The sequence below is a fragment of the Listeria aquatica FSL S10-1188 genome (genome assembly GCF_000525795.1).
In the GTDB taxonomy this organism is placed as follows: Bacteria; Bacillota; Bacilli; order Lactobacillales; family Listeriaceae; genus Listeria; species Listeria aquatica.
Genome location: NZ_AOCG01000001.1, coordinates 22,240 through 46,419, shown reverse-complemented (window position 1 = coordinate 46,419; position 24,180 = coordinate 22,240). Strand labels below are relative to the sequence as shown.

21 protein-coding genes and 4 pseudogenes are annotated in these 24,180 nt (G+C 40.8%); 6 read left to right on the top strand and 19 right to left on the bottom strand.

Annotation, left to right across the window (positions count from 1 at the left end; genetic code table 11):
* Nucleotides 1–204: 204 nt before the first annotated feature.
* The 3 genes and pseudogenes from nrdG to MAQA_RS00230 form a co-directional block, all read right to left on the bottom strand.
* The gene (gene nrdG, locus MAQA_RS00240; protein WP_036070184.1) at nucleotides 205–756 is read right to left on the bottom strand and encodes an anaerobic ribonucleoside-triphosphate reductase activating protein; all 552 of its coding nucleotides are present in this window, start codon (nucleotides 754–756) and stop codon (nucleotides 205–207) included.
* Entirely contained in the window at nucleotides 749–2,902 is a 2,154-nt protein-coding gene (gene nrdD, locus MAQA_RS00235; protein ID WP_036070177.1) for an anaerobic ribonucleoside-triphosphate reductase, read from the bottom strand. Before nrdD ends, nrdG begins: the two co-directional genes overlap by 8 nt.
* 226 nt (nucleotides 2,903–3,128) lie before the next feature.
* Nucleotides 3,129–4,098 (bottom strand): annotated as a pseudogene (locus tag MAQA_RS00230) (Gfo/Idh/MocA family protein).
* Nucleotides 4,099–4,247: 149 nt separating this feature from the next.
* Between MAQA_RS00230 and MAQA_RS00225 the strand changes: the two are divergent.
* Together MAQA_RS00225 and MAQA_RS00220 are read left to right on the top strand one after the other, a co-directional pair.
* A complete protein-coding gene (locus tag MAQA_RS00225; protein WP_036070175.1) occupies nucleotides 4,248–4,538 on the top strand; it encodes a PadR family transcriptional regulator in 291 nt (96 codons plus the stop codon).
* A gap of 52 nt (nucleotides 4,539–4,590) precedes the next feature.
* The gene (locus tag MAQA_RS00220; RefSeq protein WP_149023261.1) at nucleotides 4,591–4,827 is read left to right on the top strand and encodes a hypothetical protein; all 237 of its coding nucleotides are present in this window, start codon (nucleotides 4,591–4,593) and stop codon (nucleotides 4,825–4,827) included.
* A 68-nt stretch (nucleotides 4,828–4,895) separates the two neighbouring features.
* Here the strand turns inward: MAQA_RS00220 and MAQA_RS00215 are convergent, their stop codons facing one another.
* Nucleotides 4,896–5,312 carry a VOC family protein gene (locus MAQA_RS00215; RefSeq protein ID WP_036070169.1) on the bottom strand — a complete coding sequence of 139 codons (417 nt, stop codon included), beginning with the start codon at nucleotides 5,310–5,312 and terminating at the stop codon, nucleotides 4,896–4,898.
* Nucleotides 5,313–5,349: 37 nt separating this feature from the next.
* Nucleotides 5,350–5,865, bottom strand: coding sequence for a GNAT family N-acetyltransferase (locus MAQA_RS00210; RefSeq protein ID WP_036070168.1), 516 nt, complete (start codon nucleotides 5,863–5,865; stop codon nucleotides 5,350–5,352).
* A gap of 123 nt (nucleotides 5,866–5,988) precedes the next feature.
* Here MAQA_RS00210 and yidA point away from each other — a divergent pair, with 123 nt between their 5' ends.
* A complete protein-coding gene (gene yidA, locus MAQA_RS00205) occupies nucleotides 5,989–6,801 on the top strand; it encodes a sugar-phosphatase (protein ID WP_036070167.1) in 813 nt (270 codons plus the stop codon).
* Between the two features lie 34 nt (nucleotides 6,802–6,835).
* On the opposite strand, the gene MAQA_RS00200 is transcribed toward yidA, so the two are convergent.
* A complete protein-coding gene (locus MAQA_RS00200) occupies nucleotides 6,836–7,264 on the bottom strand; it encodes a DUF805 domain-containing protein (protein ID WP_036070368.1) in 429 nt (142 codons plus the stop codon).
* A gap of 170 nt (nucleotides 7,265–7,434) precedes the next feature.
* On the opposite strand from MAQA_RS00200, the gene MAQA_RS00195 reads away from it, so the two are divergent.
* Nucleotides 7,435–8,871, top strand: coding sequence for a glycoside hydrolase family 1 protein (locus tag MAQA_RS00195; RefSeq protein ID WP_036070166.1), 1,437 nt, complete (start codon nucleotides 7,435–7,437; stop codon nucleotides 8,869–8,871).
* A 45-nt stretch (nucleotides 8,872–8,916) separates the two neighbouring features.
* On the opposite strand, the pseudogene MAQA_RS00190 reads toward MAQA_RS00195, so the two are convergent.
* The 12 genes and pseudogenes from MAQA_RS00190 to MAQA_RS14960 all read right to left on the bottom strand — a co-directional run bounded on the left by MAQA_RS00190 (nucleotide 8,917) and on the right by MAQA_RS14960 (nucleotide 17,073).
* Nucleotides 8,917–9,284: pseudogene (locus tag MAQA_RS00190) on the bottom strand (DUF1304 domain-containing protein).
* 19 nt (nucleotides 9,285–9,303) lie between these two features.
* Complete coding sequence (locus MAQA_RS00185) at nucleotides 9,304–9,933, bottom strand: nitroreductase family protein (RefSeq protein ID WP_036070165.1); 630 nt, start codon at nucleotides 9,931–9,933, stop codon at nucleotides 9,304–9,306.
* A 123-nt stretch (nucleotides 9,934–10,056) separates the two neighbouring features.
* Complete coding sequence (locus tag MAQA_RS00180) at nucleotides 10,057–11,574, bottom strand: flavocytochrome c (protein ID WP_036070164.1); 1,518 nt, start codon at nucleotides 11,572–11,574, stop codon at nucleotides 10,057–10,059.
* A 131-nt stretch (nucleotides 11,575–11,705) separates the two neighbouring features.
* Entirely contained in the window at nucleotides 11,706–12,191 is a 486-nt protein-coding gene (locus tag MAQA_RS14980; RefSeq protein ID WP_241462991.1) for a M24 family metallopeptidase, read from the bottom strand.
* 31 nt (nucleotides 12,192–12,222) lie between these two features.
* The gene (locus MAQA_RS14975; protein WP_241462990.1) at nucleotides 12,223–13,098 is read right to left on the bottom strand and encodes a hypothetical protein; all 876 of its coding nucleotides are present in this window, start codon (nucleotides 13,096–13,098) and stop codon (nucleotides 12,223–12,225) included.
* Nucleotides 13,099–13,276: 178 nt separating this feature from the next.
* The gene (locus tag MAQA_RS13365; RefSeq protein WP_241462989.1) at nucleotides 13,277–13,693 is read right to left on the bottom strand and encodes a MarR family winged helix-turn-helix transcriptional regulator; all 417 of its coding nucleotides are present in this window, start codon (nucleotides 13,691–13,693) and stop codon (nucleotides 13,277–13,279) included.
* Entirely contained in the window at nucleotides 13,671–13,877 is a 207-nt protein-coding gene (locus MAQA_RS14970) for a hypothetical protein (RefSeq protein WP_052008371.1), read from the bottom strand. Before MAQA_RS14970 ends, MAQA_RS13365 begins: the two co-directional genes overlap by 23 nt.
* A 105-nt stretch (nucleotides 13,878–13,982) precedes the next feature.
* The gene (locus tag MAQA_RS00165; protein WP_036070162.1) at nucleotides 13,983–14,627 is read right to left on the bottom strand and encodes a histidine phosphatase family protein; all 645 of its coding nucleotides are present in this window, start codon (nucleotides 14,625–14,627) and stop codon (nucleotides 13,983–13,985) included.
* Nucleotides 14,628–15,079: 452 nt separating this feature from the next.
* The gene (locus MAQA_RS00160) at nucleotides 15,080–16,039 is read right to left on the bottom strand and encodes a ring-cleaving dioxygenase (protein WP_036070160.1); all 960 of its coding nucleotides are present in this window, start codon (nucleotides 16,037–16,039) and stop codon (nucleotides 15,080–15,082) included.
* Nucleotides 16,040–16,055: 16 nt separating this feature from the next.
* Nucleotides 16,056–16,470: pseudogene (locus MAQA_RS00155) on the bottom strand (MarR family winged helix-turn-helix transcriptional regulator).
* A gap of 64 nt (nucleotides 16,471–16,534) precedes the next feature.
* Complete coding sequence (locus tag MAQA_RS14965; RefSeq protein WP_241462988.1) at nucleotides 16,535–16,879, bottom strand: hypothetical protein; 345 nt, start codon at nucleotides 16,877–16,879, stop codon at nucleotides 16,535–16,537.
* Nucleotides 16,880–16,941: 62 nt separating this feature from the next.
* Complete coding sequence (locus MAQA_RS14960; RefSeq protein ID WP_241462987.1) at nucleotides 16,942–17,073, bottom strand: TetR/AcrR family transcriptional regulator; 132 nt, start codon at nucleotides 17,071–17,073, stop codon at nucleotides 16,942–16,944.
* A gap of 146 nt (nucleotides 17,074–17,219) precedes the next feature.
* Here MAQA_RS14960 and MAQA_RS00145 point away from each other — a divergent pair.
* Nucleotides 17,220–18,687, top strand: a pseudogene (locus tag MAQA_RS00145) (glycoside hydrolase family 1 protein).
* 111 nt (nucleotides 18,688–18,798) lie between these two features.
* On the top strand, nucleotides 18,799–20,421 hold the full coding sequence (locus MAQA_RS13355; protein ID WP_338151599.1) for a GW dipeptide domain-containing protein: 1,623 nt from the start codon (nucleotides 18,799–18,801) through the stop codon (nucleotides 20,419–20,421).
* A 55-nt stretch (nucleotides 20,422–20,476) separates the two neighbouring features.
* Here MAQA_RS13355 and rpoC read toward each other — a convergent pair whose 3' ends face one another.
* Nucleotides 20,477–24,082: a DNA-directed RNA polymerase subunit beta' gene (gene rpoC / locus MAQA_RS00135; protein WP_036070157.1), complete on the bottom strand. Its 3,606-nt coding sequence runs from the start codon at nucleotides 24,080–24,082 to the stop codon at nucleotides 20,477–20,479.
* Nucleotides 24,083–24,180 lie beyond the last annotated feature (98 nt).

Below are 24,180 nucleotides of genomic sequence, written 5' to 3'. Positions count from 1 at the left end.
TCATTCATACTACCGACAATTACTTCTTTATCTTCTCGATTATTTTTTTGTTTATTCTACCATGCAAAATCACATAAAGTCTGTGTAAATAATGTGACAGTTTGGATTTTTCTGATCTATTTTAAGATACAAAGTAACATCGCTATCTATTAGACACCAAAAAAGATGGGTGCCGATCAGGGGCGCCCACCTTTTAATTTCCGTTTATTCTATATACAGCACAACTTCTCCAGCTTTAAGTGTCTGCTTCACATCAATAATCCGCTGGTTGCTTGAGCCTCGAAATGCCAAGTTTGGATCAAATAGCGACTGCTCGAACCGGCCGTCGACAAGTACATCAATGAGCGATAGCAGTTCTAATTTGTCTTCTGTTTCTTGTAGCATTTCCTCGAATGTATAGCCTGTCCAGGACCAAATATCTTTCGAATTTCCGTAGACTTCCCGGAGTTTCTTGACAACTGTAAGACAGGTTTCTGTATTTAAGAATGGCTCACCACCCAGTAGCGTCAACCCCTGTACGCTTTCGTGTCCAACGTCTGCAACAATTTGGTCAAGTAGCTCTTCTGTGAAAGGTTCGCCATACTTGAAGGACTGTGCTGCTTTATTGTAGCAACCTTCGCAGTGGAACGGGCAGCCTGATACATATAAACTACAACGCACGCCTTCCCCGTCCACAAAATTAAAGGGCTTGTAGTCGGCAATATAGCCACGACTTAAGCGGCTTGATTGCCACTCTTTTGGAGCCGGATTATTCATCTCGAAGCTCCATGTGCTTCACGCGTTTCGAAATTTCAACATGGCGGCCGTGCACCATTGGGCGTTTCATTGGGTTTCCAAGATAGCCACAAGTTCGTTTTACGACATCTGCTTTTTCTGGATCGGTATTGCCGCAATGTGGGCATTTGAACCCTTCTTCCGTTGGGGCAAATTCTCCTTCAAACCCACATTCATAGCATTTATCAATCGGCGTATTTGTGCCAAGATAGGCAACTCGGTCATATGCATAGTCCCATACAGCTTCAAGCGCCTTCGTGTTGTGCACGAGTTTCGGATACTCGCAGTAATGGATGAAACCACCTGAGCAGTATTCAGGATAGTCTTTTTCAAAGTCGATTTTTTCAAACGGTGTAATTTTCTTGCGGACGTCATAATGGAAAGAATTTTGATAGTATTCCTTGTCCGTAATATCCTTCACGATGCCGAATTTCTCTTTATCCAGCCGATTAAATCGGTCAGTCAAACTTTCGCTCGGGGTCGAATACACACTAAACCAGTAGCCATACTCCTCTTTCCAGCTATCTGCGTATTTTTTAAGAGCTTTAACAATGTCAAGAGTAAAGGTTTTAGCTTCGGCATTTTGTTCCCATTCGCCGCCGTAGAAAACCGTTGCCGCTTCATAAAGTCCAATGTATCCGATTGAAATCGTAGAGCGGTTACGATTAAAGAGTTGATCGACACTTTCACCGTCTTCAAGACGCTTTCCGAAAGCTCCATATTTATACAGAATCGGAGCATTTTCAGGCCGCGCTTCGCGAACGCGATTTAAACGGAATAAAAGTGCATCTTTGACCGTCTTCATTCTTTCATGGAAGATTTCCCAAAACTTAGCTTGGTCTCCTCGGCTTTGTAGTGCAATCCGTGGTACATTTAACGTCACAACGCCCAAATTATTTCTTCCTGCGTTGACATTTTCCCCAGTTGCTTCATCTTTCCAAGCTGGTAAAAACGAGCGACATCCCATCGGCACTTTAAAATCACCGGTCAACCGAGTGAGCGTATCATAGCTCAGCACATCTGGATACATCCGCTTTGCCGAACAAGCAAGCGCTAATTGTTTAATATCGTAGTTCGGATCCTGTTTTTCTAAATTCGTTCCACGTTTTAACGAGAAGACTAGTTTTGGAAAAATAGCCGTATGCTTATCTTTTCCCACTCCGCCAATCCGCACATTCAGGATAGCTTTTTGGATTTCACGTGCAAACCAGTCCTCGCCAAGTCCGAATCCAAGTGTCACAAAAGGGGTTTGCCCATTACTTGTATAAAGCGTATTAATCTCATACTCTAAACTTTGCATCGCATCATAAATGTCTTTTTTCGTTCTGCTTTCTACATATTCTTGCTGCTTTTCTGGAACAACCCAGTCTTGCGCTTCTTTTTCGTGCTTCGCGTAGTTCAACTTGGCATAATCAGAAAGAATTTCATCAATCCGGTCGACCGAACAGCCGCCGTATTGTGAGCTTGCCACATTTGCAATGATTTGAGCGATTTGAGCTGTTGCCGTTTGAATCGATTTTGGACTTTCCACATTGGCGTTCCCAATTGTAAATCCATTTTGAAGCATGCCGCGAATATCAATCAAACAACAATTCGTCATCGCATGGTACGGACTATAGTCAAGGTCGTGAAAATGAATATCTCCTTTTAAATGGGCATTCGCAACGTGTTTTGGGAGCATATATTTAAGCGCATAACTCTTTGCCACGGCACCAGCAGTTAAATCACGTTGTGTATTGAAAACCGTTGCGTCTTTATTCGCATTTTCATTTACAACCGTTTCATCTTTTTCAAGCAATTTTTGCACACTTTTTGTCATATCCGTCAAATTGGCACGTTTCGCATCACGGTCATGGCGGTATTCTATGTAGCTTCTTGCAACACTAGGATAGCTTGATTTCATCAAAACATTTTCCACAGTTTCTTGAATCTCATCAATCGTAAGCTCTGTTTCGTTTGGTAAAGCATTCACAATCGAAACGATAACATTTTCCAAAAAGATGTCATCTTCTACTTGGATGCTTTTCATCGATGCTTCCACAGCATTGCGGATTTTAATCAGATCAAAGGTTACTTTCCGACCGTCTCGTTTAATAACTTGTTGATCTGTTAACTGTTCGCTATACATCATTGACTCCCCCATTTTCTATATATGGTATCTACTCATTAAATATAGCACAATATATCGTTCATTGAAAAGTGATAGTGTGCACATTCACAAAATTAGGTCTTTCGTTCCTAGAAACTATTTTGAAAAAAGCTTCTTTCGTCCCTTGCTTCAAAAAAAGCAAGAATAAAATCAAAAAAAACCGATTACCAAAACAAATTTTGGCAACCGGTCTGTGACAGCTATTTTATTTTTCAAAAGGAAATTCAATTCCCCAATCGGAGCGAACTTTCGTCATGATTTCAACGACATCTTCCGTTAACCCACTAATCGCATTCTCTCCATTTTCAATACTTTTTTCCATATCACGAATTTCGTATTGCAGAGCTGAAGCCGTATCCCCTGCTGTGATCTCCTCTGATTCGCCATTTGTAAACGTTACTGTTGCCCGGTCTGCACGTGGAAAATCCTCAACCGTTAAATAACCATTTTCATAAGCAACGATCCCACGTTTTGGCATTTTTGCTCGGAAAGTCAAGCTTACAACCGCCATCTCGTCCTTTTCGTTTCGAAGTAAAATGCCAGACTGCTCATCAACGCCCGTCTCGTACCTTTTCGCCGTTGAAAGCACCTCAGTAGGCTTTTCACTTAAGAAATAACGTGCAAACGAAAGCGCGTAAGTCCCGATATCAAGCAGCGCACCACCCGCAAGATCCATACTGAAAAAGCGATTACTTGGATCATTCTGCTTCGCACTTCCAAAGGACACTTGAATCATTTTCAATGCGCCAAGCTCTTTTTCCGCCGCGATTTCCTTCAGCTTCGCATAAAGCGGCATGTGGAAAATGGTCATGGCTTCCATAACCACAACCTTTTTTTTCGCGAGAAACGCGGAGAACATCCTCGAGTTCACGGGAACTCACCGTAATCGCCTTCTCCACCAAAATATGCTTACCATTTTGTACAGCTTTCATCATAAACTCATAGTGATTCGAATGCGGAGTCGAGATATAAACCGCATCAATTTTGTTATCTGCAAAAAGCGCATCAAAATCATCATACACGATCCCAATGCCATATTCCTTAGCAAAAGCTTCGCCTTTTCCTTTATTTCTAGCCCCAACCGCATACACCTCGCGGCCTTCTTTTGCCATGGCTTCTGCAAATTGGTGAGCGATTCCGCCCGGTCCAACGATAGCCCATTTCAAATTACTCATAAGTGACACCCTTTCCTCTTGCCTTCTATGTTATTTATTATATGTTTTCTTGAAATCGTTGTCAAAAAGTATATACTTTTCTTATTGTTCGAATTCGCTTAAAAACAATGATATAGTAAAAGTAAAAATCCGAAGATGGGGGATTCAGTATGTCATTAAAACTTGTCATTTTAGGCGTTTTAGACCATCATAAAGTACATCCATATGATATTAAACGCTTTTTAAAACATTATAAATGGGACTATTTATTTCAAATCAGTGACGCAAAAATATATTACGCATTTGAATCACTTGAAAAAGGTGGATTTGTAAAAGTTTCTGAAGTGGTTGAAAACGAGAAGACCCCAACCAAAACGATCTACGCAATCACAGAAACGGGACGGGCGCAAATCGAAAAAGAACTAGAAAAAGTTTTTAAAAAAAGATGTTCTTTCCTATAAAGTGATCTATCCAGCCCTTTTATTTTTCAATTACGCCAAAAAAGAGAAGTTGTTGCAACTATTAGATACACGCTATCAAAAGGTTAAAAAAGAGTTGACAAGAAGTATCGAACAAGCTGAGCAATCTGATGAAAATCCTAGTGAGAGTATTACTTCACTTATCATTCAAAATGCAATCAAACATCTTACAATTGAAGTCGAATGGTTAATGGATTTACAGCACAAAATTCAAAAGAATGAATTACAACCTCAAGTTTCTTATGAAATCGAGCACTTTTTTTCAAATTAAAACGAAAGAGCCAAAGAGATTCTTTTTTTAATAAAGAGATCTCTTTAGCTCTATGATCAGACTTAATTTTAAATGGATAGTTCTGGATTCCAAACCACTTCCCACAAATGCCCATCCGGATCTTGAAAATAGCCTGAGTAGCCTCCCCAAAACGTGTCGTGAGGAGACTTAACGACTGTGCCACCAGCACTTTCCACTTCTTGCATCACCTGATCTACTTCAAGCTTGCTCGAAACATTGTGGCCAAGCGTCAGTTCTGCTGGATTCGGATTCTGCGCCTGAACGCCAGAATCATAAGCGATATCCTCACGTCTCCAAAGGGCGAGCTTCATTCCTGATTCCAAATCAAAAAACGCCACCGCCCCGTGCTCAAATTCTTGCCCGATGATTCCTTCCGTCGCAAACTTCAAACCGTCACGATAAAACGCCACCGCCCGCTCAAGGTCCGCTACCCCAAGCGTCAAAACTGTCACGCGTGCTTTCATAAAATCGTCTCCTTTCTACTTGCAAGAAACTTTCAGATTAAGCTTTTTTAGTTTCGCGTGTGAGAACCTCTACCTCGTTCTCGCGTCCACCAATTTGGATGGTCTTTTCCCCTTGGTGCTCATAACCAAGATGACGCCAAAATCCTGCCGCAGATTCATTCGATTTGAGTACGCCAACACGAAGTGAGTTTGCCCCACTATCTTGTGCCCATTCCCGGATGACTTCGTGGAGAACACGTCCCATTCCGCTGTTTCGCGCTTCTGGTACAAGTAGCAAGAGCCCAATGATCCATTCTCCGGATTTTGGATAGTCAGCGACGACATCAATCAGTCCAATCGGCGCATTCGCTTCATCTAAAATGGCCATCGCAAATTTATCATAGCGCGTCTTGCCTTCAGGGAGTTCCAAAATGACAGCCGCCGCATCTTCGCGCGTCGCCGCCCGCCCTGCTTCGAGTACATAGTAATCCTCGCATTTCTTGCATACCGCTTCTGCAAGATCAATGTCTGTTTCTTTATTCGTTAAAAATTTCACGTGGTAGCTTTTCTTCATCGTTTCACTCTCTTCTTAAAGATTCTCTCCACCCCAGTTTGCCATATTTTCATCTAAGTTTCAATCCTCATCCCAACTGTGCTATACTGAACACGTATGAAATTTAGATGGAGGACGCATGAAATGATTAAATTAGTAGCAATTGATATCGACGGCACACTCTTAAATGACCATCATGAGGTTACACCAAAAGTGAATGAGGCAATCCAAAAGGCGAAAGCGCGCGGCGTGAAAGTGGTTCTTTGCACGGGACGTCCGCTTGTTGGCGTAGAACAATATCTATCCGAACTAAAACTTCGCGAAGAAGGCGATTATGTCATTAGTTTCAACGGGGCGCTTGTTCAAGACACTTTCAGTAAGGAAGTCGTTTCGCACCTTACGCTAACTAAGGGTGACTTGGTGGAAGTGGCAGATGCTGCTGAAAAAGCTGGTCTTCACATGCACTTTTTCGATGAATCTGCGCTTTACACGCCAAACCGCCATATTGGCAAATATACGGTGGTCGAAGCTTACTTAACGAACAGCCAACTTATTTATGAAGAAATCGAACGTGTTCCAGATGACTTTAAGGTTTCAAAAGCGATGATGATTGATGAAGAAGAGACCCTTGAAGCGGGAATCAAAAAGTTGCCTGCTGATTTTTATGATAAATATCACTTAGTGAGAAGTGCTCCTTTTTACCTCGAAGTGCTCAACCGAGATGCTAGTAAAGGAAACGCAGTACACCAACTAGCTGAACTTCTTCATATCAAACAAGATGAAGTGATGTGTATTGGTGACCATGAAAATGACACAACGATGCTTGAATATGCCGGAACAGCAGTTGCGATGGGCAATGCGATCCCTAAGTTAAAAGAGCTTGCAGATTTTGTAACAGCAAGCAATAATCAAGACGGGGTTGCTGTTGCCTTCGATAAATTCATTTTTGAGAAATAACCAAAAAGAACGTGCCAACTCGGCACGTTCTTTTTTAATACCCATATGGATCGGCATCAAAATCTGCATATTCACTTGGTAACAGGGTCAATACCAAAATAATGATAGAACCTACAAATGGAATAAACGTCAAAAAAATCAACCACGGACTTTTGCCAGTATCTCGAATGCGGCGAATCAACAAGCTAAGTGATGGAATCAAGATAGCAATCCCGTACAGCCAAAAAATGATGCCGATGGTTAGAAGTGGCCCCATGGCAGCTACACCTGATACTTCCGTTTCTCCCATTGATGCAGCAAAAGCAAGAAAAGTGGAAAGGCCAAAAATCAGAGCTAGTATGTAAAAAATAGCCGAAATCATGCCGTTCCATAAAACGGTATACCAGTATTCAGATCTTGATGCGCGCCCCGAAAAATTTGCATAATTTCGCCAAAACGATTTATAAGCTTCTACAAAACCCAAAAGTAAAATCCTCCCTTTTTTCAAATTTCCTCCTGATTATACACTAAAAGTCAGGAGCTATGTGTGACGAATTTGTGAATTATTACTTTCCATTCAGAATAAAAAAGGCTATACTTTAAAAGAGAGATGTTCAATTTTTTAGTAAAAATGTGAATGCAGGAGGGATAATTATGGAACACAAGACTCGCAAGCGTTTCCCGTCTAAATTTTTATGGGGTTCCGCATCAGCGGCTTATCAAATTGAAGGTGCATGGGACGAGGATGGCAAAGGGCCATCCGTATGGGACGAATATGTACGCATCCCTGGCGCGACTTATAAAGGAACGACGGGAGATGTAGCGGTCGACCACTACCACCGCTACAAAGAAGACGTCAAACTTATGGCAGACATGGGGCTCAAAGCTTATCGTTTCTCGATTGCTTGGTCAAGGATCTTCCCACAAGGAAAAGGCGAAGTAAACGAAGCTGGACTGGCGTTTTACGATAACTTAATCGATGAACTACTGAAATATGATATCGAACCACTCGTAACGATTTACCACTGGGATATTCCCCAAGCTCTTTTTGATGAATATGGGGGTTGGGAATCCCGCGAAGTGATTGCCGACTTTACGCATTACGCGAAAACCTTATTTAAGCGTTACGGGGACCGTGTAAAATACTGGGTATCTTTGAATGAACAAAACATTTTTGTGGGGATGGGGTACGGCCAAGCTCTGCACCCGCCGAAGGTTTCTGACATGAAGCGTATGTACGCTGTCAATCATATTGCCAATTTAGCAAACGCAAGCGTGATCGAAGCCTTTCATGAGCTCGTTCCAGATGGCAAAATCGGGCCAAGTTTTGCTTACACGCCGCATTACCCAATTGATACCGACCCGAAAAACGTCCAAGCAGCAGATGACGCAGAAGAATTGAACAGTTACTTCTGGATGGACGTCTACGCATACGGCCGCTATCCACGCGCTATCATGCACTACTTGGAAGAAAACGGTTTAGCGCCTGAAATCAAGCCTGGCGATATGGAACTTTTGAAGCGGGCAAAACCTGATTTTATGGGCGTTAACTATTATCAATCAGCAACAGTTGCTTATAACCCGCTAGATGGTGTTGGAATGAGCAATGAAATCAACAATACCGGCAAGAAAGGAACCGCCAAGGAAACTGGCGTTGAAGGGCTTTATAAAAAGGTTGTCAATCCTTTCGTTGCAACGACAAATTGGGATTGGACGATTGATCCAAAGGGACTTCAAATTGCCCTTCGTCGAATCACAAGTCGCTATGATTTGCCTGTTTTAATTACCGAAAATGGACTTGGTGAATTTGATAAACTTGAAAATGGCGAAGTGAATGACGATTACCGGATTGATTATCTAGCAAGCCATGTGAGTGCCATCCGTGATGCTATCAGTGATGGCACCGAAGTAATCGGCTACTGCACATGGAGCTTCACAGATCTTCTCAGCTGGCTAAACGGCTATCAAAAACGCTATGGCTTTGTTTATGTCGATCGCGATGTTTCTGATGCCGATCCGATGACCCGAATTCCGAAGAAGAGTTATTATTGGTATAAAGACGTGATCGAAACAAATGGAGATACCCTTTAATAATCCAAAAACCGCAAGCTGCTAAACAAGCAACTTGCGGTTTTTTTAATGGAAAAGAAGCAAACTGATAAGTGCCAAAATGGCTGGACCGCCCTGTTTGAACAAAATGGAAATGGAGCTTGTCAGGCTGCCATAAAGCGCTGCAACAATGACAAAGCAAATAAACAACGTGGCTATTTCAAAACTATTTTCCGATAAAAACACGGCATACAATAAGCCGATGCCAAATAGCCCATTGTAAACACCTTGATTTTTTAAAAAAGCGTTTGAACCATCTTATCTTTTGTAAAGTCTTGCGATACTTGAAAAGTCTTCGCTGTTTTTGCTGAAGCCGGCACTATCGTTTCTAGGTAAAAAATATAAAAGTGTTCTAATGCGACGATAACGCAAAGAATACTCGAAATAAGTGACATAGCTATTCCTCTTCTCCCGTTATTTCCACTCCGCAATTTTATCAACTGGTAAACGAACCGATTCAAATCCCGGTTCCTTCGTTTTACCAATGGACAAAATCATTACAGGAAGATAGCGTTCCTTGTCCATTCCAAATGCTTCGGCTAACTGGTCTTGCTCAAACCCACCAATTGGATTTGTATCATAGCCATAAGAGCGTGCAACAAGCATCAACTGCATTGCGGCAAGACTCCCATCAATCGTCACAATTCGACCCATTTCTTGCTTGTTTAAACTCTCATAAAGCGGAATAATCGTTTCTAGCTGCTCATTTTTAATTTGCTCTGGCATTTTTCCCGCTTGAAAAGCCTGATTGTAAATTTCTTCCCCATAAGCGTAGCATTCTAAATCTCCAAAAATCAAAATCATCGCCGCGGAAGTATCATTTTGTCGTGTATTAAAACGGATCAATGGCCGAAGTTTTTTCTTTGCTTCATCACTTTCCACAACCACAAAACGCCAAGGTTGCATATTTACAGATGACGGCGCGAGCACCGTTTCTTCAAGGATTTGTTTCATTTCTTGCTTAGAAATTTTCACGTTTTCATCGTAAACTCGCACAGAGCGCCTTCCCGTTAAAATCTCTTCAAAATTATTATTTTCACGCATCATACACACTTCTTTCGTTCAAAATTGTTTTAAGTATACAAATAAATGACCAATCATTTCAACTAATATGCCTAAAGCAAAAACCCCTTCTTCTCGCAAGAAAAAGAGGTCTCCCTACTAAAATTAATTTTTCTCTACAAATTCAGCAGATTTCACACCCGCCTCACGACCAAAAATAATAATTTCCGCAACCGAGTTTCCACCAATTCGATTTTCTCCGTGCAAGCCACCAGTTACTTCTCCAGCTGCAAACAAACCAGGAATTGGTTTCCCGTCCTTATTAAGGACTTCTGTATTCGTATTGATTTTAACGCCACCCATTGTGTAGTGAATGCCCGGGCCAATTTTGATTGCATAAAATGGCGCTTTCGACAAATCATGGTCCATCCCCGTTGTCCGGTTAAATGCCGTATCCTTTTTGTCTTTCACTGCTTGGTTCCAAGTATCTACAGTAGCTTCGAGCGTGTCGCCTGACATATTGATTTCTTTTGCCAAAGCTTCAATCGAATCCGCTTTTTTCACAACGCCCATTTCTTCATATTGCTTGATTGCCTTCACGCGGTCTTTCACACCTGCATTAAAAATCAAATACGCCGACTTATCTCCTAGCTTATTGATTGCTGCCGTTACGTTATCGCGTGTATCCATTTCATTTACAAATCGTTTCCCATCCTTATCAACAAGGATAGCCCCTTCTCCTCGAACGGCTTCACCAATCAAGTAAGATTTATCTTGTTGTACTGTCGGGTGCACTTGAATTTGATCCATATCAACCGTTGTGCCCCCCAGTTTTTCAATCATCTTGATCCCATCGCCAGTACTTCCTTCTTGATTTGTTGTCACATAATTTTTAAGATCAGGTCGCGCTTTCTCGATCATTTCTTTGCTCGCACCAAATCCGCCTGTCGTCACAACAACCGCTGAACTGTTGACCGTTTTTTCTGTTGTATCATTAAAGCGTACTTTCACACCATCTGCTTGTCCATCTTTTTCCAAAATATCGACTACATTGGCATTTACAAAAATAGGAATTTGTTCTTCCTTGACATTTTTAAGCAATCCATCCACTAAGTACTGTCCAACAGCCGATCCATCTTCTGGCCGGTGCGTCCGTTTTTCATTCATACCACCTGTAATCGTGATGTTATTTAAACGAATTCCTTTACTATCTAGCCAATCAATCGCACTCGCAGAATGATCTACAAAATAGCGGAGCATCGCCTTATCGTTTGTTCCATGTCCACCAGCAAGCGTTTCTTCATAAAAAAGATCATTGCTATCCTTAATTCCTTGCTCTTTTTGAAATTTCGTTTCAGATGCGTTCATTCCAGAAGACGCTTTAGAAGTGTTTCCCCCGGCAACAGGCATTTTTTCAAAAATCACTGGATTCATGCCTTTTTCCTTTGCTTCAAGAGCCGCCGTCATTCCTGCACCGCCAGCACCAACGATGACGATATCATATTTTTTCTTTAATTTACTAAGCTCTGTATAACTCGCCTCAGACGCACCTGAATTTGCTTCCGTCTTCTCAGATTTACTCTCCTTTTTCTCTTTCGCCTTGTCAGCGTTTGACCCGCAACCAGCAATAACTAGAATGACGGTCAAAATTAAACTAAGCGCAGCTAACCATTTCTTTTTCATGACTTTCCCTCCGTTTTTGTTTTTACCTTTTTTAGTATAACACTATTGTTACCTTTTTCACATATAATTCTATATCATTTATTTTCTAATCAAACAAACCGGCTAAATTAACATAGCCGGTTTGCTTTGTGTTAGTTTTTCACTTGAAACGCTTGATCTTTAGCCAAGAAAAATGGCCGTATATAAGCTACAGTATTCGAAAGCGGGATAACATCTTGACTGAGTTCAATATTTAATTCATTTATTAAATAACTCCTCCTCGCAGAAATCCGGTCCCATAATGCTGGATATTCCATTTTTATTGCTTTTTGCAACTCTTCATCTGCCAACGCTACGCATTCTTCTGCACTTACTCCCGTGTAGCCTTTAATAGAAGGAATGATATCGATTTGAAAAATCATGCCGCTTTTTAAAATTTGATTCGAGTCGCTATAAACAGGAGACGACATCCATTCTTCATCCGAAACTAGGTGTCCGGGATTTAAATGCCAATGATAATCCCTTTTAGGAAAGACATTTTCAACCAGTTGATATAATTCTCTTCCCTTCATCCCAATTTTAATTCCCTCTAACCAGCCTACTACCGCGCGAAAATACGGTTTTGCAACTCTATCCAAATAATCCTTTTGCTCACTCGGCAGTTGTTCCTCATTTTGAACAACAAAACCAGTTCGACTGGATAACCCCCCCTTTATATCCTACCGTGAGGGATAATGGATCCGCCAATTTAAGCGGCTTATGCGTTGGGTAAATATTAGCCATTTCGAAACGCTTCCCTGTTGCAGCAATTGTCACAACCGAATGATTTTGCCCTTCCGCTGATAAAGCTTCCCCGAGTTCTGATTCTTTTTTTCCAATTTCAATGCGATTCATCGCATTTAACATACAACTGGAAGCCAAGTTCGCACCGTATTCATAATGCGCTATTTCGTTTGCATTATTCACCGTACGTACCCCATCTTCACCAATCATAAGATACGTTGCATTACATACTTCCGCTTGATGAGAAGCCACATTCATGACTGCATGCACAATAAAATACGGGACATCAAACAACTTCCTCGAATCATTCACTTTACTAGTGAACATCTTCCAACCAACTATCCCAATTTTACCTTTTTGATGAAGCCCTTCCCTTTCAAAAATCGTTTCAAGAGCCCCGTCATTATCCATAGGTTGATTCGGAAGCGAGAAAAGCGGGCTATGGACTAGCTCAACTCGTGTGCGCGAAAAAGGAGCCAACTTTAAGTTTTCATTCCCTAAAATAGCCGTGCATTTTCCAGAGCTTTCCACAACTAATAAACCTTCTTCAAAACGTGGAATAAAACCCGTTAAGTATTCAAAATTGCTACCATGTTCTTTATCTGCATAAATAACAAGTACATCAAAATTCTCTGCTTTCATTCGATCTAATAACTTGATTTTTCGCATATTCATCGTATCATCCGTTAAAAACGTTGGCGCGATATTTGGAAAAATGATTGGCTCTTGAACTTGCTTTAAACGAATTTCCTTTTTTTGCATGATTTTCTCCTTATTTGGTCGATTATAAATTGCTTGATATAAAAAGATAGATAAAGCGCAAATAAATTCTACTTACACCTTATCTATACAATCATTATAAGCTATTTTCAGACAAAAAGCAGCGAAACAAAATAAACGATCTTGTTTCGCTGCTTTTTTAGCTTAGCATTTTATGAACTTATTCAAAATCTCTGTGAAAGCCACCGAATCCAAAATGCCGATGTCTGCGATGCATGTTCTTCCATTCATGTAAATCCGCTTTAGAACGGTCCATTCCACCACCAAATCCGAACGGCATTTCTCGACTTGGACCATCAAATTCAGCAAAGTTTTTCATTTGTTCTTGATGTAATTCTTCAAGATGACCAGATACTTTATTGAGTAATTCCGCTAGCTTTTCCTTTTCCTCACCTGAAAGACAGTCAAATAGCTCTCCAGACTGCTGATCAGTTTGGTTCATTTCTTCCGCACGCTCTTTGCCGCTTTCAGTGAGTTTCACATTCATCACACGACGATCCTCTGCAGATGGTTCACGTGTGATGAGCTCTTGTTTTTCAAGCTTCGAAAGCAATTCACCAAGCGACTGCGTTCTCATATCGAGCAAAAAGCCCAATTTTTTTTTGTGTGATTTCAGGTTGCATTTTAAGAAGCGCAAGGACACGCCCTTGTCCCCGGTAAGGGTTTCCCATCGGACCAAATTGCTGCATCCGCATTCCTTGATAGCGATGCATCATTTTATCGACCTTCAAAAACTGTTTCATCAAATCTTGATTTTCCATTATGATTCCTCCAATGAATTTAATAGAAAGGTACCTTACAAAAATATTATAAAGGTACCTGATTAAAATGTCAATAAAAAAAGAAAGGTACCTTTCGATACCTTTTTAAACCCGAACTGAATCCAAATGATCCGTGTTATTTAAATCCAAAATGTTAAACTTACCCTCTTGGTACTCAACAACACTAATACTTGTATTCAAAATCCGTGTTCCTTTCGTTCTATGGTCACTCATTTCACCACCAGAAAGTAAGTATAAAAGAAGCGTTAGCGCCATGCCATGTGAAACAACCAAGACATTTCCGCCCTTTTTCTCCTGCTGGATGATTTGTTCTACGCCTCGCAAAACGCGTTCTTCTAATTCATAAAACGTTTCTCCGCCATTTTCTCGCGCATCAAAAGTTGCCGGACTAGTAAGCATTTCCGTGCGAGACTCTTTGAAGCGCACATCGAGATCACTAATATATTCCCCTTCCCAAGAACCAAAACCCATTTCTCGAAAATCGTCCATTAACTGAACAGGAATCTTTCGTGACCCGATAATATATTTTGCCGTTTCTTGCGTCCGTTTACTTGGACTCACATAAGCATTTCTAAACTTGACATTACGCAACGCCTCGCCTACAGCAATCGCGCCATTCTTCCCCTCAGTAACAAGAGGAGAATCGCCCCAGCCTTGCATCTGCCCAGATAAATTCCACTCCGTCTTACCATGTCTAACAAAATAAAACCTTAAACTTTGAGATGCCAACTAAAAATCCTCCTAGAAAAAAAACATTTCGCTTCATTTTAGCATGCTTTTCTTTTATTTAAAAGAGGAGGTATAGCTTTACACCCATTTGTCTCCTTTTCAAAAGCGCCAAAATCTCTTTTTCCCAATTTGACGACAAAAAAACAGATGCTATAATACTCCCGTCGTCTACCTTTCTTGACGAAACTATAAAGGAAGGAGGCTATCATCAAAATGTCCACTTTCTTTTCAGAGCTGATTGCTCCACTTATTGCCGGATGCGGAATCGCTTGGTTCAAATATATGCTGGACAAAGAAAAACACAAATGAAAGCTAGGCGACAATGTCCAGCTAAATGAAACCCCCTCGCTGTTGCAGCAGCGAGGGGGTTTTCATTCTTTTCAAAATGTCCATTCTTTGTTCGTATTTTATCATTCCTATCTTCTTTCGTCAATCCTCAAACCCCACTTTCATTATAGGTCTGTATCAAGCGGCGAAAGGTGTTCCAAGATTTCATCGCGGCGAGCTTCTAATTTTGGTGGGAGCTCTACATAAGTCCCATGTTCCAACTCGAAATTCGTTCTAAAACCAGGTCCATCTGTCGCAAGCTCGATCAAAATCCCATTTGATTCGCGGAAGTAAAGTGAATGGAAATAGTAACGATCTACAAAGCCTGAATTCGGATAATTAGCATCCGAAATCTTCTCAACCCATTCCATCATCTCTGAATCATCTGCCACCCGAAAAGCGACATGATGAATCCCCCCAGCGCCAAGATTATTTTCCTGAAGATCCGAGCGTTCTTCCAAATGGACCTCCGCTCCAGTTCCGCCTTCCCCCGTTTGGAAGACCGTTACAGTGTTCTGAGCATCTTGATAATCTCCCACTTTTTTAAAGCCCAGTATCTTTGTAAGCATTTGAGCTGTTCTTTCCTTTTTAAAAACAGATATTCTGACCGGACCAAGTCCCGTAATTGCATATTCAGTAGGAACAAGACTTTCATTCCAAGGATTCCCACCTTGAACGCCCTCATTCTTTTCATCCGAAACGAGAAAAATTAATAGACCATCTGGATCTTTCAATCGCAATGTGTTCCGATTGAAACGCGTTTCAATCGGGCTATGGAAAACTTGGAATTCATCCAAGCGGTTTTTCCAAAATTGAAGGGCTTCATCGTTTGGAACGCGGAGACCCAGCGCAGAAATTTGATTGCGCCCTAACCGGTTCTTAACCATATCTGGTACTTCAAAAAAAGTCACCGTTGTTCCCGGATTCCCAATTTCATCCGCATAATATAAATGATAAGTGTAAGGATCATCTTGGTTCACTGTTTTTTTCACCAAGCGAAGTCCTAATACCTTCGTATAAAAGTCAAAGTTATTCCGTGCATTTTCAGTAAAAATCGAAACGTGATGCAGTCCTTTTAATTCCATTTAAAATCCCTCCATCTTAATCCAATTTTTTTAGCAGTCTTAAAAGTTCTTTTTGTTCAGGTCGCGACAACCGACTGAATTGCTCCTGCTGAAAAGCTTCTTGCTTTGGAACAAATTCTTGATAGCAAGCGATCCCTTTTTCCGTCAAAACGATAAACTTCTCTCGACCCACTTTTTCGCGCTTAACAAGTTCCAATTTTTCTAGTTTGACAAGCAACTGGGTGATATTTCCTTTTGTCACTACTAGTTTATCGCCAAGATCTTGCTGCGTTAATTTATTTCCAGGGCCGATTTGTGCAATGCAGTCAAACATTGCCGTCGAAATTCCAGCTTCTTTTAAGTTTTGATTGGTTTTTTTTGATATTTTGATTATAAAAACGGCTCAATCTGAACCATAATAAAATACCTAACCTTTCCTCTGATTTTACCATTCTCATCGGCCTCCTTTGCTTATAGTTTAGTTCTAAACTTTATAAAATGCAAGCAAAATGTTTCTCACTTTTGCTTAACAATGGAAAGAAGCGTCTCAGCCACACTTTTTCTACCTTCGCTAGCAAATTCAGGAATTCCAAGAATACGAGCATGCCACATTCCATCAATCGTATAGCGAACAAATTCCGCTTGCTCTTCCCCAATTTCTGGAACAAGTCGCTTAAAATCTCTCAAATAAGCTTCATTCCAATCATCCTCTATCGCTTCACCCGACACAACCGTTCCAATTAGTGCCGCATGAAGCCCAACTAACTTTTCATCATCCAGCTGACGCAAGTTTCCTATAATATAAGCCTCTGTAAATGGAAAAATCGAGTGAGCCTTTGCAAGTTGATATTCTTCTTGCAAAACTGTCTCATAGGCATCAATTGTATAGCTAATTAAAGAGCGCGTTAGTTCCGCCTTATTTTTTAAAAATAGTAAAAAATAGCGGCTTTGGTCATCCCTGTTTTTTCAGCCACTTTTGCTAAACTATAGTTTGCCGTTCCCTCACTTTGAATGACAGAAATAGCGGATTCAATAATTTTCTCTTTTGTAGTCATCGTTGCCTCCATTGCTCTTTTTTTAAAGTTTAACGAAAAAATCACATTTTAGCAATCCTCTCTTCTGAAAAATTCCAGCTTGACATGTAATGCATTACATAGCGTACGATAAAATAGAAATAAATATTTCAGAAGGAGTGACAACGATGGCGAAGATGAAAACAGGCTTTCCTAAAGACTTTTTATGGGGTGGCGCAACAGCAGCCAACCAAATTGAAGGCGCCTATAATGAAGATGGAAAAGGACTCTCGACTGCTGATATGGTGCGTTTTATCCCCAAGTCAGAACGCAACCCTGGAGAACACGCTCTTGATGTGACCAAAAAACAAATAAATAAAATCCTGGCAGGAAACGTGGAGGAAGCGCGCTTTCCGAAACGAGAAGGCATCGACTTTTATCATCACTACAAAGAAGACATTGCCTTATTTGCCGAAATGGGATTTAAAACGTTCCGGCTTTCAATCGCTTGGTCGCGAATTTTTCCAAATGGAGACGATGCTACCCCAAATGAAGCGGGACTTGCCTTTTATGACCAAGTTTTTGATGAATGCTTGAAATACGGTATCGAGCCTCTTGTAACACTCTCCCATTATGAAACGCCATTACATTTAACTCTTAAATATAATGGCTGGAGCGATCGACGTGTGATTGAGTTCTTCACGAACTATGCTGAAACAGTCTTCAGACGCTATAAAGACAAAGTCAAATACTGGCTTACCTTTAATGAAATCAACATCATCGCAATTAGCCCTTACACAGGCGGTGGGGTATTAGTGGAAGATGCCAAAAATCGGTTAGAATTATGCTATCAGGCGGCCCATCATCAATTTGTGGCAAGTGCGCTCGCTACTAAGCTTGCCCACGAAATTATTCCGGATGCCAAAGTCGGCTGTATGCTTGCGCGGATGACCACTTATCCAGCTACCAATAATCCAGATGACATTTTAAAAGCGCAGCATTTAAATCAAATGAATCTCTTCTTCACGGATGTTCAAGCTCGCGGGGAATACCCAAGTTATATGGATCGTTACTTTACTGAAAATAATATTTCCATCCAGAAGGAATCCGGAGATGATGAAATTCTAAAGGAACATACAGTAGATTTCATCTCATTTAGCTACTATATGTCGCTTTCCACCTCGGCAAACCCTACCGGTAAACAAACTGGCGGAAACTTCATGGGCGGAGTTAAAAATGAATATCTAGAAACTTCTGATTGGGGATGGCAAATCGATCCAAAAGGGTTACGCTACACATTAAATGATTTTTATAGCCGCTATGAATTGCCATTATTCATCGTTGAAAATGGACTAGGTGCTTATGATAAGGTCACAGCAGATGGGAAAATTCATGATGACTACCGAATTGATTATTTACGAAAACACATTGAACAAATGAAAGAAGCCATCAAAGACGGTGTTGATTTAATTGGCTATACAAGTTGGGGCCCTATTGATTTAATTAGCGCCTCCACAAGTGAAATGTCTAAACGATATGGTTTTATCTATGTAGATAAAGACGATGATGGCAAAGGAACATTAAAACGTTCAAAAAAAAGATTCCTTCGATTGGTATAAAAAAGTCATCGCTACAAACGGTGAAGACTTGAGCTGATTGATTAAACAACTAGTAAGTTAGTCACTTAGACCTACTTACTAGTTGTTTTTGTACTTCCCTTTCATAAATTGGTACAATAAAGAAAAGGAGGAACAACAATGAAAAAAAATTTTAGGGGTCATTTTATTATTTACTTTTACGCTAACCTTAATAGGCGGACCCGCTACTTTCGCACATGCAACGAGTAACAATGAAAAAATCCTTTCTAGTAAAAATGTAAACTACGGGGCTATTATCAGTACGACAAACGATGGAGTTTATACAACACCTTATAATACTCCAGCGTGTAAATTTCTCGGAATGTCTTCCAAATACTTAACACAGTACATAGATGTGCAGGAAGAAAAAACAACAGAGCGTGCAACCTACGTTAAATTCTCGATCAGCGGAAAGGTAGTCGGCTTCATCGATAAACGTGCACTTCGCTCACCAGAAAAAATTCTTTCTACTAAAAGTGTGAACTATGATGCTAAAATAACCCGGGCGACTGATGGTATTTTCACTCGTCCCTATAAAACTGCTAATTACAAGCGCTTAACTTCTTCAAAAACTTATTTAAATCGCGATGTAAGAGTTCTTGAAGAAATTAAAACAGAGCGTGCAACTTATGTTAAATTTTCCATTGGCGGAAAAGTGATTGGGTATATAGATAAAAATGGTTTAAAACTTTATGAATCTGTTCGCTCAACAAAGTCAGTCAAATATGGAGCCATTATCAATACAACAACTGACGGGGTCTTTACTGCCCCTTATAATACTTACGGCTTCAAACAGCTAGGTTTTTCCTCTAAATATTTAACACAATATATAGACGTGAGTGAAGAAAAAATCACTCCACGAGCCACTTACGTGAAGTTCTCACAAAATGGAAAAGTAATAGGCTATGTGGACAAACGAGCGCTTGTATCCCCTGAAAAGGTACTTTCTACAAAATCCGTCAATTATCATGCTGTTATCTCAAGTAAATATGATGGTGTCTTTACAGCGCCTTATCGCACAGTGGGGTATAAAAAATTAGGCACTTCAAATAATTATTTTAGTCGTGCTGTTACAGTTACAGAAGAAAAGAGAACTTCTCGTGCCACTTACGTGAGATTTTCCTATAATGGGAAGAATATTGGCTATGTGGATAAACGTGCCTTGCGAATCGGAGAGCAAGCTATCGCCTCTTCTCCAACAGCTAAAAAAACAAGCCAAATTTTAACTGTTGTCGGGAGTGGAGCAAATGCCACAATCACTTATTGGGAAAAAACCTATGGGGTTTGGAACACTAAGTTTACTGTAAATGGTCATGTTGGGAAACAAGGAATTGGAAAAGCGAGTGAAACAAAGAGTTATACACCAAAAGGTTCTTATAAACTTGGATTCAGTTTTGGAACAAGTAATCCTGGCTCTCTTTCTACTTTTAGAAAGATCACAAACAAAAGCTATTGGATTTCAACTGTAAATAGTGCTTATTACAATACTTGGCGTGAATTCAAAGTTTCTAGTGCCGATGAACATTTAGCGAGCTATAAAACTCAATATCAATATGCACGCGTCATTAATTATAATACTAGTCCAGTTGTAAAAGGAGCAGGTTCTGCATTCTTTTTACACGTAGATAATGGCAAACCAACTGCTGGCTGTGTTTCCATTCCAAAAAGTGCAATGATTCGTGTGCTTAAAGAAACCGGAAACAATGCTTATATTATCAATGTCAATAATACCAACGAAATCGTTAAATACTAAAAAAAAAGTTCTCCAAGCCAAAACTTGGAGAACTTTTTTTCTTGCCTATTTATTTTTACGCATTTGTTGTTTCTTCTGTATCTCCTTGTGTCGCTCCCACAACTTCTGATTTCAGCTTGCGGTAACGGCCAATACCTGTTCCGGCTGGGACAAGTTTACCAAGAATAACATTTTCTTTAAGTCCAAGAAGTTCATCGCGTTTGCCTTTAATCGCTGCGTCTGTAAGAACACGAGTTGTTTCTTGGAAGGATGCAGCTGACAAGAACGAATCCGTTTCAAGGGAAGCTTTTGTGATTCCAAGTAATACAGGGCGACCCGTTGCAGGTTGATTCCCGTTCATAATGGCATCACGGTTTGCTTCTGTGAAGGATTGGATATCCATAAGTGTTCCTGGAAGAATATCTGTATCCCCTGTATCCATGACACGAATCTTACGAAGCATTTGACGAACCATAACTTCAACGTGTTTGTCCCCAATTTCTACCCCTTGCATCCGGTAAACTTTTTGTACTTCTGCAAGCAAGTATTCTTGAACGGACAATACGTCACGTACACGGATCAATGCTTTCGGATCGATCGAACCTTCTGTTAGAGCTTCACCACGATCAACTACCGAACCTTCTTGAACACGCAGGCGAGCTGTATACGGAACTGTATAGCTGCGGCGATCATCAGTTCCTTGAATCGTGATTTCTTGACCACGGTCACGACCTTCTTCAATCGAAACAACTTCACCTGCTACTTCAGTGATGGTTGCTTGACCTTTCGGATTCCGTGCTTCAAAGATTTCTTGGATACGTGGAAGACCTTGTGTGATATCGTCTCCGGCAACCCCACCGGTATGGAACGTACGCATTGTAAGCTGTGTTCCTGGTTCCCCGATAGACTGAGCCGCAATAATTCCCACTGCTTCTCCAACTTCAACTTCAGTACCAGTTGCCAAGTTTTTGCCGTAACATTTCTTACATACCCCATGTTTCGTGTTACATGTGAAGGCAGAGCGAATTGAAACTTCTTCAATCCCAGCATCCACAATCGCTTGTGCAACAGGTTCTGTAATAAGTTCATTTTCCTTAACAAGAACTTCTCCTGTTTCAGGATGGCGAACAGTTTTACGTGCATAACGACCTTCAAGACGCTCTTCAAGAGATTCAATGATTTCAGTACCTTCACGAATCGCTTTGATCGTCAAGCCGCGGTCAGTTCCACAGTCGTCTTCACGAATGATAACATCTTGCGCAACATCAACGAGACGACGAGTAAGGTAACCAGAATCGGCTGTTTTAAGGGCTGTATCGGTAAGACCTTTACGAGCACCATGGGTCGAGATAAAGTATTCAAGAACCGTTAGACCTTCTCGGAAGTTCGATGTGATCGGAAGTTCAACGATACGTCCAGATGGATCAGCCATCAAACCACGCATTCCAGCAAGCTGCGTAAAGTTCGAGATGTTACCACGAGCTCCAGAGTCTTGCATCATGAAGATTGGATTGAGACGTTCCAAACTGTCGATCAGTTTTTCTTGAATCTCATCTTTAGCTGCGTTCCAAACACCGATAACGCGCTCATATCTTTCTTCATCTGTAATCAAACCACGACGGAATTGCTTCGTAATTTTTTCAACCATATCATGCGCTTCTTCAAGGATTTCTCCTTTTTCGCTAAGCGTTAAGATATCCGCAATCCCAACCGTAATCCCAGCTTTTGTGGAAATCTTAAAGCCGAGGTCTTTCATACGGTCAAGCATCTTCGACGTTTCCGTAATATGGAATCGTTTGAAGACTTCCGCGATGATGTTTCCAAGAATTTTCTTCTTGAATGGTTCAACAAGTGGTTGCTTAGCAATATGTGCTTTCACATCCGTTGTTGTATCCACAAAATACTTCTCAGGTGTTTCAATTTCCAAGTTATATTTCGTTGGTTCATTGATATAAGGGAACGATGTTGGAAGAATAGTGTTAAAGATCAATTTACCAACAGTCGTAATCAGCAATTGCTTGCGTTGTTCATCTGTAAAGCGTTCATTTGGAATCGAACCAGCATAAACAGCAATTCGTGAATGAAGATGCACGTAACCATTTTGGTAAGCTAAGTTTGCTTCATTCAAGTCTTTGAAAGTCATTCCTTCGCCAACTGCGTTTTCACGTTCAAGCGTCAAGTAATAGTTTCCTAGTACCATATCTTGTGAAGGTGTAACAACTGGTTTTCCATCTTTCGGGTTCAAGATATTTTGAGCAGCTAGCATCAAAATACGAGCTTCCGCTTGAGCTTCAGCAGAAAGCGGAACGTGAACCGCCATTTGGTCCCCATCAAAGTCGGCATTATAAGCTGTACATACAAGCGGGTGAAGACGAATTGCACGACCTTCAACAAGCGTTGGTTCGAAAGCTTGGATACCAAGTCTATGAAGCGTAGGGGCACGGTTTAAGAGAACTGGGTGTTCACGAATAACTTCTTCAAGCACATCCCAAATTTCTGGTGCCATACGTTCAATTTTACGTTTTGCGCTCTTAATATTGTGTGCCAAACCACGTTCTACAAGTTCTTTCATCACAAATGGCTTAAAGAGCTCAAGCGCCATTTCTTTTGGAAGACCACATTGATACATCTTAAGGTTTGGTCCAACGACGATAACGGAACGACCTGAATAGTCAACCCGTTTTCCGAGCAAGTTTTGACGGAAACGGCCTTGTTTCCCTTTTAGCATATGGGAAAGCGATTTTAATGGACGATTTCCTGGTCCAGTTACAGGACGGCCACGACGACCATTATCAATAAGTGCGTCAACAGCTTCTTGTAGCATCCGTTTTTCGTTTTGCACAATGATTGTAGGAGCACCAAGATCAAGTAAACGTTTCAAACGATTGTTCCGATTGATAACACGACGATACAAATCGTTCAAGTCACTTGTTGCAAAACGGCCACCTTCAAGTTGCACCATTGGACGAAGTTCTGGCGGAATAACCGGAAGAACATCAAGAATCATCCAACTTGGATCGTTTCCAGAGTTACGGAATGCTTCCATCACTTCTAAGCGACGAATTGCACGAGTACGACGTTGTCCTTGCGCAGATTCGAGCTCTTCTTTCAATTCATTCGTTTCTTTTTCAAGATTGATATCCGAAAGAATTTTTTTGATGGCTTCAGCACCCATACCAGCTTGGAAAGTTTGACCGTATTTATCACGGTAAGCACGGTATTCTTTTTCAGAAAGAAGTTGTTTCTTCTCAAGTGGTGTATCTCCTGGTTCTGTAACCACGTAAGAAGCGAAATAAATAACTTCTTCTAGAGCACGTGGACTCATATCCATTACAAGACCCATACGACTTGGAATTCCTTTGAAATACCAAATATGCGATACAGGAGCAGCAAGCTCGATGTGTCCCATACGTTCACGACGAACTTTAGATTTTGTAACTTCTACGCCACAACGGTCACAGACAACCCCTTTATAGCGCACACGTTTATATTTTCCACAAGAACATTCCCAGTCTTTTGTTGGACCAAAAATCCGTTCACAGAAAAGACCGTCACGTTCAGGCTTAAGTGTACGATAATTGATCGTTTCTGGCTTTTTCACTTCGCCATGCGACCAAGAACGGATTTTATCTGGAGATGCTAGCCCTATTTTCATATACTCAAAATTATTAACATCTATCAAGTGCCCTACCTCCTAATTTTGTTGGTCGTTCTCTAGAAGTAGCCTCATAAGTATTTTACACTCATAAGTCACCACTTCTAGAAACAGACCTAGTTTAT